9 protein-coding genes and 3 pseudogenes are annotated in these 13,093 nt (G+C 50.9%); 3 read left to right on the top strand and 9 right to left on the bottom strand.

Translation table 11 applies throughout. The features are described 5' to 3' along the window. Positions 1-31: 31 nt before the first annotated feature. The gene (locus TU76_RS12410) at positions 32-1,657 is read right to left on the bottom strand and encodes a HamA C-terminal domain-containing protein (RefSeq protein WP_048351746.1); all 1,626 of its coding nucleotides are present in this window, start codon (positions 1,655-1,657) and stop codon (positions 32-34) included. 169 nt (positions 1,658-1,826) lie between these two features. Between TU76_RS12410 and TU76_RS12405 the strand changes: the two genes are divergently transcribed. The 3 genes and pseudogenes from TU76_RS12405 to TU76_RS24740 form a co-directional block, all read left to right on the top strand. After that, the gene (locus TU76_RS12405) at positions 1,827-2,675 is read left to right on the top strand and encodes a hypothetical protein (RefSeq protein ID WP_151121062.1); all 849 of its coding nucleotides are present in this window, start codon (positions 1,827-1,829) and stop codon (positions 2,673-2,675) included. A 277-nt stretch (positions 2,676-2,952) separates the two neighbouring features. Beyond that, positions 2,953-3,156: pseudogene (locus tag TU76_RS25870) on the top strand (transposase); the annotation flags it as partial. A 98-nt stretch (positions 3,157-3,254) separates the two neighbouring features. After that, positions 3,255-3,545: pseudogene (locus TU76_RS24740) on the top strand (transposase domain-containing protein); the annotation flags it as partial. Here TU76_RS24740 and TU76_RS12400 read toward each other — a convergent pair. From TU76_RS12400 to TU76_RS12370, 8 genes and pseudogenes are all read right to left on the bottom strand, one after another. After that, positions 3,506-4,399 (bottom strand): HNH endonuclease, encoded by an 894-nt coding sequence (locus tag TU76_RS12400; RefSeq protein ID WP_048351745.1) that lies wholly within the window; start codon positions 4,397-4,399, stop codon positions 3,506-3,508. The pseudogene TU76_RS24740 and the gene TU76_RS12400 overlap by 40 nt on opposite strands. Beyond that, the gene (locus tag TU76_RS12395; RefSeq protein ID WP_197678349.1) at positions 4,396-6,111 is read right to left on the bottom strand and encodes an AAA family ATPase; all 1,716 of its coding nucleotides are present in this window, start codon (positions 6,109-6,111) and stop codon (positions 4,396-4,398) included. The genes TU76_RS12400 and TU76_RS12395 overlap by 4 nt, the downstream gene beginning before the upstream one ends. A 438-nt stretch (positions 6,112-6,549) precedes the next feature. Beyond that, complete coding sequence (locus TU76_RS12390; RefSeq protein WP_048351744.1) at positions 6,550-7,224, bottom strand: COG5 family protein; 675 nt, start codon at positions 7,222-7,224, stop codon at positions 6,550-6,552. 479 nt (positions 7,225-7,703) lie between these two features. Continuing rightward, positions 7,704-7,838: pseudogene (locus tag TU76_RS25865) on the bottom strand (IS5/IS1182 family transposase); the annotation flags it as partial. 3 nt (positions 7,839-7,841) lie between these two features. Beyond that, complete coding sequence (locus TU76_RS12385; protein ID WP_047295392.1) at positions 7,842-8,255, bottom strand: hypothetical protein; 414 nt, start codon at positions 8,253-8,255, stop codon at positions 7,842-7,844. Next, the gene (locus TU76_RS12380; RefSeq protein ID WP_048351743.1) at positions 8,256-10,394 is read right to left on the bottom strand and encodes a hypothetical protein; all 2,139 of its coding nucleotides are present in this window, start codon (positions 10,392-10,394) and stop codon (positions 8,256-8,258) included. Continuing rightward, complete coding sequence (locus tag TU76_RS12375) at positions 10,395-11,858, bottom strand: tyrosine-type recombinase/integrase (RefSeq protein ID WP_048351742.1); 1,464 nt, start codon at positions 11,856-11,858, stop codon at positions 10,395-10,397. It abuts the gene before it with no gap. Continuing rightward, positions 11,855-13,036, bottom strand: a complete 1,182-nt coding sequence (locus tag TU76_RS12370) for a tyrosine-type recombinase/integrase (protein WP_048654688.1) — start codon at positions 13,034-13,036, stop codon at positions 11,855-11,857. Before TU76_RS12370 ends, TU76_RS12375 begins: the two co-directional genes overlap by 4 nt. Between the last annotated feature and the right edge of the window lie 57 nt (positions 13,037-13,093).

Here is a 13,093-nt window from a genome sequence, read left to right as displayed (position 1 = left end):
CTAGGCTAGAGTCGAGCATTCAGATCAGCGTCTATAAATCTTCAAGTTTTTTACAGCGTTCGTTGAAGGCTTTGATTAGCTTCGCAACGCTCTCCATAGGTACAAGAAAGACGGCAACCTTTACCTGTTGAATGTTCTCGGGTAACTGCGTCCTTAGAGCGCTGTAGTGGTCGATAATCTCATTTTCGAGGTGATTGACGTAGTCGGCCAGCCAGCCAGAGGCGAGCGATGCGCTGTCGTAGGTCAATAAGATAGGGAAGCAAAGGACGTTAAGCATGTCGTCCACAGGCGAGTTTCGATGTAACGCCTGATTAAATGTTTCAGCTTTTGGCAGGTGATGGTGGGGTTCGCGGAGCGCAATGACTATCTCGCGCTCAGCGGACAGAACGGCTTCAGAGATGGTGGCGTCCAACACTTCGCAAATCTGCTCAAGCGTAGTGTCCATACTGCCAGCTTCGATTAGCCGCGCAAGGCCAAGCCAAAGTTGGTCGTTTTGTCCTTGCTCTTGGATGATATGGGCATTGCCGAATTCTGAAAGCTTGCCAGCAGCCTTGTAGAAAACTTTGCAGGCGATAGGCTCGCTGTTTGCTCGGCTGCGTAGAATTGCATGAAGTATGAGCTCTGCAACGAGCCTTTCTCGTGGAAGCTCATTGTTGCTAAAAGCGCTGATCGACCGTGCGATTATTGCTTCAGCGTTGTGTGCCTGGATGTTCACGATTTCACTGGCCTTCAACGAGAACTCTGGCAACCATTCGATCAGATGCTTCGCCATGTCCTCACATCGCCATTTTTTCAACGAATAGCGAACGTCGTAAGCGGTAACTGAGCGGAGTAATCCCTCTTCGGTGCTGGCGTGAAACTGTACCAAAAATGGTTCAGGTCGAGTCTTGTAAGGCTTGGAGGTTGAGGTTGAAACCGCATCAGCTTCGTCAAGTCGCTGCCGAATGAGGGTTAATGTAGTTTCGCGGCTTATGATCTTGGTCGCTGCATCCGTCTTCACATCGGCGGTCGCCGCCTTATCAGCCAACTCCAAGAGTTCCTCGTAAATATCTTTAAGCTGGTTGTAGTTGGGTCGATTGCCATACTGCTCAGCTAACTTAGCAAGCGTGTTGATGTTGATCGCTTCTAGGGCATTCACTTCGCCGTAAACCTGCCACACGAAATTCTCCGCCCAGTACGAGAAGTCTCGGTTCTGAGGGGAACAGAATGTTTTGAATTTCTTAAGCAGTGCTTCGCTTCGCTCCGTGGTTGTATCAGGCAGAAGCCGCTTTACCAGCTCAGTTTTGAAGCCTTCCAAGATGGTTGCTACGTCTCGTTTTGTTACTATCCGGAAGCGAGCCGTGCCAGATCGGATGTCACATTTAAGCGATTTTTGGAACAGGGAAGACTCTGCCTTCTTGTTCTCAAGATCCGTCACCTCTTTCCAGTTCCACTTGTGGTTACCTTCCGTGGTTTTGACTTGGATATATTCAAAGACGGTCAGTCCCGAATGTTGGAAGACTGCAACGATATCGTCGGCTGTCTCGCACTCAATCTGAACGTAGCTACTGTCGCGAAGCATCTTGACGATGAAGCTAACAGCCACGTGGTCTTGATATTTGAAGCCCTGCCTCGCCGCAGGCCCACCTTTATTGGTTGGGCTAGAAATACGCACCATGACGTCCTTGTATCGCAAGAAATTTGGCTAAAATTCGGACGACCGCTCAAGCTTCTGTAGAAGAGGCGAGAGGGGGGGCCGAGCCTGTAAATTATCTAACGCTAACACTAATGGCAATTGGCCGGCCATCTCTGCTGCGGATCACTATACGAGCTCACAGGGGAATCGTGTGCATCTTTTAGGATCAGAAATTGGCCATTTCACTGCTACTGATTGCTCACCGGAGAAAACTCAAAGATTACCTACTTCTGAGTCTTGCATTTTAGACGAGACCTTCAGAGGAAAAGCGCCGGCAGTGGTGCGCGTCATGGGGAGGCAATGGGCTAACCTAAAGTTTGTTAAGTTTAACCTGCACGGGGGGCAAAGTATGGATGTTGGTTTTTTCCTGAAACAGCGCACTGCGTTCATAACGCACTTTTTTGATGAGGCCTCAGTCCCGTTTGTGGAAACGATGCGAAAAATAGAGGCAGGAGAGGAGCCATTCGAGGAACAAGGCTTCGATCCAGACGCGGCAACTGGTGAACCTGCATTCACAGATGAATGGCTTCGCGCGCAGACTGGGTTAGAGATAATTGGTCAAACCGCCATATCCATGTTGTCTGAGACCTTGAAAATTTTTTTCGTTACTCACGAAAAGAATGCTGGTCTGAATTGCGTAAAAGAGGTTGGCCAAGATGTGTTCGGCAAAGGCTTCATTCGTGGTTACCGTACCTGCTTCGCGCAGCACGGTGTTGACTGGAGCCAATGCCCCGTAGATTTCTCTATATTGGAGCAAATTGTATTGGCTAGGAACGCTAGCCAGCACGTCAGTTGCATAACCTACACTCGGGCTAACCACACCCTAAAAGCGCTGCAAAAGCACCCAAGCCCTATTTTTGTGAGTGAGTACGAAAGAGAGCTAATGGAGCGCTTAGGAGGTAGCTGGATGATTGAACCATCTGTCCATGTGACACGGGAGGCACTAGAAAAGGCGATCGAAGAGGTAGAAAAACTAGCTTCCTGGCTTGAGGGTGAGTAGCTGATGAGTGACCTAGAACCCTAACATCGTTAACTCTTATCATTAGGGACGTATCTCACCGCTTGGTTTCATGAGCTGAAGGGAATTACCTTCAGCAGTACCTTTGCTCTAGAGACAGTTGCTCCCTGCCTGCACAGTAAGGGAGCGGCAAACACACCTTCCGAACTCTCAAATTAAGGGCGATGTTGTCCGTCTATTTTTAAGCGGACGCGATAGTCCTTAAATGCGCCAACGAAGCTTTTACCCCAAGTCGTTCAAAGCCTAGGTTGTTCAGGAATGCCTGCAACCCGGCGTATCCATTTCCAGCGTTGCCATCAGTCACGGCATCAATACCAACGTGATTCGTAAGTGGCTGCCGCTTTATCGAGATCAACCGTCCGCAACGCTGCCAGCGTTCGTACCGATAAAGGTCGCCCCAAAACCAGCAACTGAATCGTCAGTGATCATTGACCGCCATTTGGCGAGCAAACTATCACGGTGAAATGGCCGTTTTCAGATATCGAGGGATGCGCCCGCTTTTTCCGTGGACTTGCTCCATGATCCGCATCGATGCGATCTGGCTGGCCAACCAGCCTCTTGATAGACAACAACTATATCGAGCAGCAAATTCGTCCCTGGGTTCTGGGAAGAAAAAATTGGCTCTTCGCAGGGTCGTAACGCAGTGGCAAACGCGCTGCTGCGTTGATGAGCCTGATCCAGTCGGCCAAGCTCAATGGGCATGATCCCTTTGCCTACTTGAAGTGCGTTTTTGCTCGCCTGCCAACGCAGCGGGCAATTGAATCGGAGAGTCCGCGGGACGCTCTCAGCTTTGCGCTCCAGATCTTGGCGACTCAGTCAGAATCGTCCAAGAGCTCATCTAGAATTCGCTGAGGTACCTTGAATATCTCCACGAAACCTTCGCCGACGAACTCGTCGTGGTTTGCCAGCGCTCTCAACAAGGTAGGTCGCCAGTGATTGGTGTAGAGGTTTTCAGCCTCAATTGCTCCCTGGTTGCGAAGAAATTTCCTAACGCCGCGTTCACCCTTTCTGGCGTGTTCAAGGTGAATCGCCGTCGCGTGGGACATCACGTAGTTGTTCAATTCTTTTTCATAACGTTCGTTGAGCTTCAACGTAATCATTTGGTTAGAAAGGCGACCACTGATGCCTTCATCCAGTGCAACCTCTGGTATCACTTGGAACGTTGCAACCAGCCCACCTTCAGAGATGTCTATTTGCGCCTCCAGAAACTGGATGTCAGGCAGTGCGTCAAAATAGGCGTGGACAAATGCCAGCTCTTCTTCGTTTTGCCCCCCGAAACCGGCGAGTTTGATGTGGTTGCAGTCGTGGCAACTCGGTACGAGGTTTCGAGCATAGATCGCGAGCGGTGCGAAATGAGAGCGAGGGAGAAAGTGATCGAGCTCGGCGACCGGATCAATTCCACAGATAGGGCATAAGCCTATTCCCTTGAAGAGTCGTTCGCGCAGCGGATATAGCGATCGAGTCTCGTAGGTTTTCTCATAGGCCGCGTCCAGTGCGTCAATCAGTGTTTGAGGGAAGTTGGAGCCTTTGAGCAACTGGCTCGCTGCCCCCCTGTCTTGATCGTATTGGTCGTACAGGGCAAGCAGGTCTGATATTTCGATTTCAGACAGCGCATGCCCTTGCGGGCCGCGATAGTTGTACTGGCGGATGGATGCAATCAGATCTGCCCTGGAGGTTTCGCGATGAGGGAGGGGAAGGTTTCTCATCGTGCCAACCTGCGTTTCGCCATCTTGGACAACACATAGGCACGAGCCTGAGCGCTGAGCCCGAACTCAAATATGGTGTCGATCTCTTTAAGTGTATCGTACTCCGCAGCCAGCAGATCTAGGGCAGCATGATAGTCAGTGCTGGCCGCCGTCAGGCCGAAGCTGTCGTATGTCAGGATGCCGATGTTCTCCCCGTAAGTTTCGAGCGTCGGTGGAGTAATCGTTAGAGTCGAACCATTTCGTTCGACGTAGCGGACATGGCGGGCCAGTGTCTCTTGCAGAAGAACAGGCGAATGCGTTGCAACCACGCAATACGCGTTCACCTCGGTCAAGATCAAACGTACGGAATGCATCAGAGCCGCCATCAATGGTGGATGTAGGTGCGTTTCCGGTTCGTCAAAGAGTACAAGTGATTGTGGGCGTGTATGAGCTACCAAGGATGCGATTACGTGCAACGCGATTTTGTGGCCGGTACTCCATTGCATGAAGTATTTGCGCGCCAGTCGGGTACTGCTTAGAAGCGCATCAAGTTCAACGGTGAAATCCCGGAATGACGGATCTGTCATTAGCGGCTCAATTGCTGCTTTGAACAGGTTTTCATCCTTGTTCTCTCTGATGGCCTTTAGGAGTTTGATGAATTCATCTGCAAGGGCGTCAATAGGCTTAAGCTCAGTGGAACTCCGGCGATCCATCGATACACTTGATCGGGCACTTTCTGGCTTACTCTCAGCTCTTGCCAAGTCTTTACTCACCTCTCGAACGATGTCTCGAAGCCCGCAGAACACGAAGCGGCTGTCACCGTTGTCGATGTCCTCAATGATCTGCTTCAAGTCCTTTTCGGCAAGTCCGGGTACGACGAAGCTATCAAACGCGCTGTAGGATATGGTGACCACTCGCATGAAACCAATACTCGCTGGCGTAATCTCACCCATTGCTAAAAGTTCTTTCTTATTCCGTTCTTGAGGAGAGGCGTAGGCCAGGTGAGCTAGCCTCGAAAGGATAGTGCTCTTGCCTGATCCATTGCGTCCGACCAATACAACAATGCGCTCTGGCAGCAGTACCTTAGTGCGACTAGGCCCGATTTTTCGATATGAACCACCGTAGTCAGGTGGGACGGGGGCTTCAAAGTTGAAATCAATGGACTCTGTGGCCCCTTTCGGGCGAAATGAAAAATCCTCCATTCCAACCAGGGCGCTGAAATTCCCCTCGTAGAGAACACGGGCGTCGGAGAGAAACTTATTCCAGTTGGACGTGTTTCGAAAGATCGACGTCTTCCATCCCGTTTCATTCTGGAACTCCTCGATCAGATCTGGGATCGCCACAGCGTCCTGCAAGGCAGACATGATCTTCTCGCGGTGCTTGATTGGTAGCTCATTCAGCCGTTTGTAATAATCAAGTGATGTGCCTACTGACACCCATCCGTGACCAAGACGGGAAAAAGGCTTCTGAATGAGCTGGGGGCCTGTTTCTTGGTCTCGCTTGAGAATTTTCACACCGCCGATGTATTTAACTTTGTCCGGTTTACTGGCGCTCGGGCGGTAGTAAAGGTGGTAGAGGGTTTTGTAACTGTAGTCGTTCCAATCGTCCTGCTGGAGAGCAAATTGGGTGTCTATGCTTTTGAGGTTTCTGCTCGAAGGTGGGTAGATACTGATAGGCATAACGATTGAGAGTCCGTTCAGGGCCAGTGGCAATCCATTGATTTGAATTGGCATTCAAGCTTTCGCAACCAAGTTTGCCAAGAGTCTGTTGATTTATGCGAGAGCATCCACGCATCAGGCTATGAACTTATAATTCTCCCTGGATAGAGAGGGCAAATTTGACGCAAGATACAACTTCATGTGGACGCAGCGTAAATCAAGGGTGTTGTCTTTTCATATACGACGAAAACCATGCGGGGGCATGGCCTTTGGCTGATGCTGTACTACTTGGTCAATTGCTGTTCGATGGTTTTCTTGAAGAGCTTTGGCTTTCCAAGGTCATGACCTAAATGCAGGATTTCAAACTGGCCGTTGAGTTCTAGGGCTAGTGTCGGAACACCCCTCGCTTGGATCAGGGCCACCCATGCGGCAGCTACTCAGGCTCCGACTAAGTCGGAAAGCTTTATACCCACGTTCGGCATGATTCGTACTTGATACCGCAGGCGCTAGTCGTCAAGCGGAAAAGTACGTCCCTAATCCATCTTTCAGGAATGACCAGTTACTGATTGCCAGCGAGATCGCTGTCGAAATTAGAATGCTGAAAATGGCCCATCTCACCGTGGCCCTGACGCCAGACTTACCTTCATCTTGAACAGGGCGAATGATGTTTTTGTAGATGTGCTCGTAGCCTTCGGACACGATGCTGATGCTGTCGAAGTGGCTCTGGATCTCGCGTAAAGGGCCCGCCATAGGCTTGAGGAGGTCGTTTGATGCCACGAGTTTTTTGACATCTTCAATCTGACGCTTAGTGTCGGTGATTCGATTAGTCAGCGCGCTGGGATTGAAGGTAAGGATATCGGTGATGCGCTTGTCTAAGTCAACGTAGTCCGACTCAGTTTTCTCAGCCAACCCGGCTACGTACTGATGCGTGTCATCGTTGACGAAGCAAAGAATGATTGGCTTGAAGCCGTCCTCACCGATTTCGGAATAATCGATCACACCAGCCTCATCGAGCTTATAGAGCAGATAATCCGCGGCGTTCCAGTTCCTCACCAGGCTACTAAGGGTGGCCGTGACGTCGGGGTTGTTGAAATCTACGCTTCCTTTTGCGTCTGCATGACGGATCAAACAGAGAAGGATTCTGAGCTCCTGAAGCGGTGAAATTTGATCGTCTATTGTAGTTTTCATGCTTAACCGTAACTCAGCTGTCCAAAAATAGTCATAAGCGCCCTAAATGCTGCGGCGAACGCTTCCCAGCACCGCGACAAACTTCCAGGTCAGCAAGCCTATCTCTCGCTTACGGTCTATGCTTGGGAGGTAAGACGGGTGACTGCTATGGCTATCGATACAGTGGCCAGTCGCTGTGCCGCGTTTATCGCACATCCCAATCGAAACGCCTAGATGGCTAAGCACTTTAGGTAGAGCTGCATCCGTTTGGACAGAACAGGATTATCAGTTGGCGCACCGAGGAGCACCTCTACATAGTTGTTTCCCACAGCATCCTGAAGCCCGAAACTATGGAGTAATGCCCCCGATGCGGAGCGTTAAGTCCCCTTTGGCCCGTTATGTGCCCAAATGGGGGGACTACAGGGCTCACAGTCCTGTTTCTAGAAGTGGGCGGTCGACATCACCGCCAGGCGTCAAAGAGACTTAGGCTGGCCGTCATACCTAGATGACTTGGCCAGACGCTTACTTTCAAGCAGTACTCGCGTTAGCTGATGGGTTTCTAGCAAGCGGCGAAATCGCAGCAAGATAGTGGCATCCGGTGCAGACTCACTGGCGAACACACCTTCCCGTCCACGAGGCTACCGGATTTCTTTTGGCTTGGCATATGGCAGAGGCCGGTCGAGGTCATCCAGGGTGAGGCCTCCCCGTACTGCGTTGTGGCTCCACCGCACAAATTGCTCCAAGAGAGCGTTGTTTTCACGAGTTAAGCGTTCGACCCGTGCCTCTAGGAGCTTGACGCGCTCCAAAGCCTTATCTGTCTCAACTGCTCTTCGAGAAACGCTTACTCCGTTGTCATCCTTTGCATGCTCCTTAGCGTGATCCCAGGCCGATTTGATGCGTGGGCGCCGGAGCATTGCCGCCTTGGTGTACTTGTGCCCAATCTCGACCTCTAGCATGGCGAGGTAGCGATCCCAAGTCAGTTTTCCGGCCCAGCCATCCAGCAGGCGGACTGCCTTTTCGATTCCGGTATCGTTTAGCTTTGGCGCGCCCATTTAGAAAAACCCCATGTCTAGTAGCAACTTCTCGTCGGCGTCCAAATCGTCATCGACTTTCGCCTTAGGTTTCTTCGGCACTTTTGCGTCTAGGTTAACGATTCTCACGGCTTGAGCTAGCCCAGCCTTTGACTGCGGGTTTTCAGGGGGGGGCAATGTGATAAGCGTTCCATCAGCAATTGTTGGATCGTTCAGCTTGGTGAGAACAAGCCGCCACCGTTCGAGTTTAGGCTGGTGAAGCTTCAGCCACCTTGATGCGCCTGGCTCACCACGTTCGTCAGCCGCTTCAGCATCCGCGACAGCTTTTTCATGGAGCTTGAATTGGAACTCGGCTTCGTCGTGATGGCGCTTGTCGCCCTTCACAAACGTGTGCTCTCCGCAGCTCACGCAGTCCTTGTCCTTAGGGCATGGTGTGAGTGCGTGATCATGGCGGCAAATGCCGTAACGGGTGCGATGAGTCGCCCCCAGCTCCAATTGTAGGGCCTGCTCTCGTGTGAGCCCGTGAGCAATCGCCATTGAGTTCACCTTGGCTTCCAGGTGCCCGTGTACGTGCAGTGGCCGTTGCTTGGCCCCAAGCTTGAGATAGGCCTCGATAAAGGCCTCTTGAGGCAGATGGTCATACCATTCGTTCTGCTTGACACTTTTGCGTCCAGACCAAAAAGCAATCAGCGACTCACTAAGGTTTTTGCTTTGAGCTAGCGTATTCAGCAGGTGGCGGAAATCATGCGTATTGATCGCGATAGGACTGCCATCAGGATTCACTTTGGCATTTCGGCTGAAAATAGTAACCCCGGCAGGATTTGCGCCTAGCTGATTATTGAATTGATATGTCGATAGTGGTGCGGGTACATGCAGCAAGGGCTCAGCGTTGGGCCTAAGGATATTTTCGGGGAGTACGAATAGCGCTTCGTGCCACTTGAGCCCTGTGTGTCCGTCCAAGATTGGAAAAGCATCTGGGAGCTTCGCCAGAATGAAGCTTTTCAGCGATTCAAACTCGTAAAGTGCTACCCAATGGGCCTTCTGCGACTTAGGCCCCATACGCTCCTTATTGGTGGTGCGATCCTCACGTTTTACCAAGCCATAACGGGTAGCGTGGCATCCGCTAATTGGTGCCGTCTTACCCAAAATGGTAGCGGCTTCATACAACGTAATCGGCTGGTCACGCAGATGCTCTGCCCCAGGAGGAAGATAGATTTTGTCGGGGTTGTTTGCATACCAAGCCGCAGCTTTTCTGGCGGGTGCACCAAGGTTAGTGAGGTATTTGACCGTCTCTTTCACCACTGTCTCAAATTCATCAGAGGCGGAAAATTTTGTCATCGCCTCCGCGCCTTTGGCAGGAGCCCATGCGATGCCCATGATTGGGCCTTCTTTGGTATCTGCGGTGCGGATACAGTCTACCGGAAGGCTCAAAATTTCAGATGACCGGCTTGGCGCATACATGGCAAGAGACACAAAAGCGGTTGTCAACCTATCTGACACATTGGTGCTGGTGTGATGAATTTCAGCGAGTGCAAAAATCGATTCAAGTGACGGAAGCCTTTCCACTGCTTTTTCGGATTCCTTGGTCGCAACCCTGTCATTTCTGACTGGGGCCTTGTATCGAATTGGGCTTCGCCACTCCAACACAATTGGCGTTAGGCGTGCAGGATTGACTACTTCTGTCACAATTCTTTCGAGAACCCTTGCTACTGACCAAGAGTCCGCGTATCTGGCTTTCAACAAATCAGCTGCTTTGTCGAGCACAAAAGGAGTCAGCTGTGTAATGCATGGTCTGGATTTGGAGTCAATTAATGCCTGCTCTATGGCTTGAAGTGCATATAGGTGTCGAGAGAACTCTGACAGTCGCAAACGGCGCATTACTTCGCTGAACGTAGCTTTTGCAAAGGTAAGAAAGTCTATTTCAAATGGGATTTGGACTGTTGATTTGCCTTTGGATTCGTCGCGCATTGATTTGAAACGCGCGATTTTTTTCTTTTTACCCTGAGCCCTGCCGATAACAAAGGTTGAGATGTCCCAGCTGTTACTCTCCCAATCGACGTTAACGAAAGGAAAGTTTGTCTTGGCATGGAAGATGAATAGCTCCAAATTCTCCTGAGCACTTAGCGCGTCTCTGCCAATGAAGTGTACGATTTCGCTCATTTAAAATGCTTCTTCTGATGTGTCGCGGATCGTGATGATCTGTTGAATAGCAGACATTGCACTGTGATTGATCTGACGGATTCTTAGCTCCGTTTCGATCTCTTGATCTGCTACCAGAAAAGCCATCAACGTCTCCCAGGGCGCGCTCAGCAATGGCTCGAAATGGGCGCACCCAGCTAGGCAGGCGACCGGAGCGTTCTGGTGGCATTCAGCACGGGTTCCGCAAGCGCCAACAGGCATCCCCATGAGCCTCATGAAGTCCGTGATAACGGCGTCAGGATCCCCAGCCCTAGTGGCTTCGTGCAGCCCAGAAATAGGCTTGCCTTGAAATGCCCGAGCGAAGTAGCCCATTTCTTTGCCCAGCGCCTCACGGATGGGCTTCTGGAGCTCTGGCATGGATGCCCGATAATATTGGATGCAGGAGGTGCTCCGGTGGGTAAGCAGTCGCGCCACTTCGTAATCCGAAGCCCCTTGGGCCAGAGCCCTGGTGGCGAGTGTGTATCTGAAGCGATATGGGGTGATTGGGATTTTCGCGCCCAGCCTGTCTGAATATGTATCGAGGGCTGAAAATGTCTCAACTACCTTTCTGCTGAGTTCTCTCGATGACTGGCCTAAAAACAAGTGATCGTGATCTTTGGCATCGCGCATTGCAGGCGTGTCGAGGTAACTTATCAAAGTTTCTGCGAGAACTGTTGGGGCACGCCGAAGCCAATACTCATCTGCTACTGTCTTCTCACCCTTTGCCAGTGGGATCCTCAAGGTAACGTCGAAACCTTGGCGGTCATGCACTACTACGTCACGCTTCCTCATTCGCCGGGCTTGAACTGGGCGAACGCCTGTACCAATGAAGAACCAACAGAGTGTGTATGTATCTTGGCTGATGAGGCCTAGAGCGAACGCGTTGTTCAACACCGAATTGGCATTGTGCAACTCTTCTTCCGTAAGGGCTCCTTTCTCAGGGTCATTGGTGATGAGGCCGTAATACGCGCCCTGGGATTTTTCTTCCCAGCTATGACTGTTCTCCAAAAAGTCACAAGCTTCATCACTAAGTACGGAAGTGTTTGAGTCCTTAATCCGACGAAGAAGCGGGATGATAAAAGGCCTGTAGCTTGCCTGGATTTCGGAGAGAGCGTTGATTTCCGGAATACCTATTAGATCTTTGCCCACCATAGTAGGTAGGCGCAGCCACTTCTCTGTGGCATGGCATACGGTGGAGTTATAACGAAGACTATGCGTAGAAAGAGTAGTCGCTAGGCAAGAAAAAACGCTTTGATGAAAGGGGTTTTTTTTGTCAAATAAACCAAATCTAATTGGCGTAGAAATACCATCCCTGTCAATCAGAGGTAGATTTACACCGAGTTCGGCTTCCACAATCCGACCATCAAGCAATACAACTCTTCTGGCCGTTCGGTAGGTTAATGAGCAGGCCTGGCTCAATAAAGTATGATCTTTGGTGCTGATCATTTTTTATCTCGCAAGCTATTGGCCAGTTCTTCCGCAATCTTGTCTGCCTTTTCACGAATGTGCCGACGGGCATAGCGCTCTTCCATCGATGAATTTTTCGACCAGCCGTTAAGTCTGTTTCGCATTTGCTTTTCTTTCTCGGGCTTCATTCGTTCTTCTGGAGGCAAAGCGTCAATTGCTCGGCTTAAGCGGTCATTCCATGTCCGTCGCATTGAGTGCGGAGCTATGCTGGCCGGCAAATAACTCTTGCGACGTAGCTCCCTGAAAACGAGGTTTATTGCCTCTAGGGATAAGTGGTCGCCCGTTTTCGTTGTGAACAAATAACCATGCTTTCTGCCCGTGACTGGGATGTTGCTCCAGTGCTTCATGACGAATTGGTGGAAGTCGTCTGCAGTCTGTTCGGATAAAGGCAGGGTTCTTGCTATGGTTTTCGACACCCGAATGCCGACTCGGCGGGTTGCGTGGTTTATGTCCTCCACTCGAATGTAACGAAGCTCGCTTCGCCGGATCGCCGTCTCCGTGAAAATCCGGTACATCAGATGATTACGATACTGATGAAAGTCCGATTGAAAAGGATTGGTCTCGGATCCTGGCTCGAATGCAGCATCCAATGCGTCCATTACCTCTTCAGATAGACCCTCAGGAGCATCTCCTTCATCGGACGGTGTTGCCCTTGGTTCTTGAGCTCGCAACGCGGCAATGGCCCTCTCTCGTGATTTGGAGAGGTCTTTCCGTGGCTTCTCGGATGCCTTTGGGTTGATACGCTCATGATTGAATTCCAGAAAGTTCGCTACTGTCCGGATCCGGTATCCACCTTCCACTGCTGAAATCAATGTTCTGGGCACGTTCGGGGCACCGCCACTGCGTACCTGTTCCAGTCGCACGATCTTTCGAGTTCGAATTTCCAGAGACTCTGCCACCAGTTGATCTTGGGCGCCTCGATCCATGCGAAGGAAGAACGCCAGATCTTCACATTGCTCAATCGAGAGAAAAGTTTCTGATCGTAAAGCCTGGTCAAGATCGATTTTTCGGGAGATCGCCCACAGATATGCCATGCCCAATGAACGGAGCACCTTTTCAGTGGTCGTTGCGGCAAAGCCCACGTCTCGGTATCGGAGGGTTGCATAGATATTGGGGAGGAAGGGAGGACGTCCTTCATGATCTACGAGCACAACCATAGGCAGGTCGTCTGATGCTGTAAAAGATCTTATGGAATAGTTGACCAAAGTATACGC

Origin of the sequence: Pseudomonas psychrophila (assembly GCF_001043005.1) — a bacterium.
GTDB lineage: Bacteria > Pseudomonadota > Gammaproteobacteria > Pseudomonadales > Pseudomonadaceae > Aquipseudomonas > Aquipseudomonas psychrophila.
Note: the sequence above shows the minus strand (reverse complement) of the source record. Positions and strands in the feature narration are given on the sequence as shown.

Excerpts from the sequence above, each read along its gene's own strand:
- TU76_RS12375 (WP_048351742.1), bottom strand. The coding sequence starts at position 11,858 with ATGATCAGCACCAAAGATCATACTTTATTGAGCCAGGCCTGCTCATTA.
- TU76_RS12390 (WP_048351744.1), bottom strand. The coding sequence starts at position 7,224 with ATGAAAACTACAATAGACGATCAAATTTCACCGCTTCAGGAGCTCAGA.
- TU76_RS12400 (WP_048351745.1), bottom strand. The coding sequence starts at position 4,399 with ATGAGAAACCTTCCCCTCCCTCATCGCGAAACCTCCAGGGCAGATCTG.
- TU76_RS12410 (WP_048351746.1), bottom strand. The coding sequence starts at position 1,657 with ATGGTGCGTATTTCTAGCCCAACCAATAAAGGTGGGCCTGCGGCGAGG.
- TU76_RS12380 (WP_048351743.1), bottom strand. The coding sequence starts at position 10,394 with ATGAGCGAAATCGTACACTTCATTGGCAGAGACGCGCTAAGTGCTCAG.
- TU76_RS12370 (WP_048654688.1), bottom strand. The coding sequence starts at position 13,036 with ATGGTTGTGCTCGTAGATCATGAAGGACGTCCTCCCTTCCTCCCCAAT.
- TU76_RS12385 (WP_047295392.1), bottom strand. The coding sequence starts at position 8,255 with ATGGGCGCGCCAAAGCTAAACGATACCGGAATCGAAAAGGCAGTCCGC.
- TU76_RS12395 (WP_197678349.1), bottom strand. The coding sequence starts at position 6,111 with ATGCCAATTCAAATCAATGGATTGCCACTGGCCCTGAACGGACTCTCA.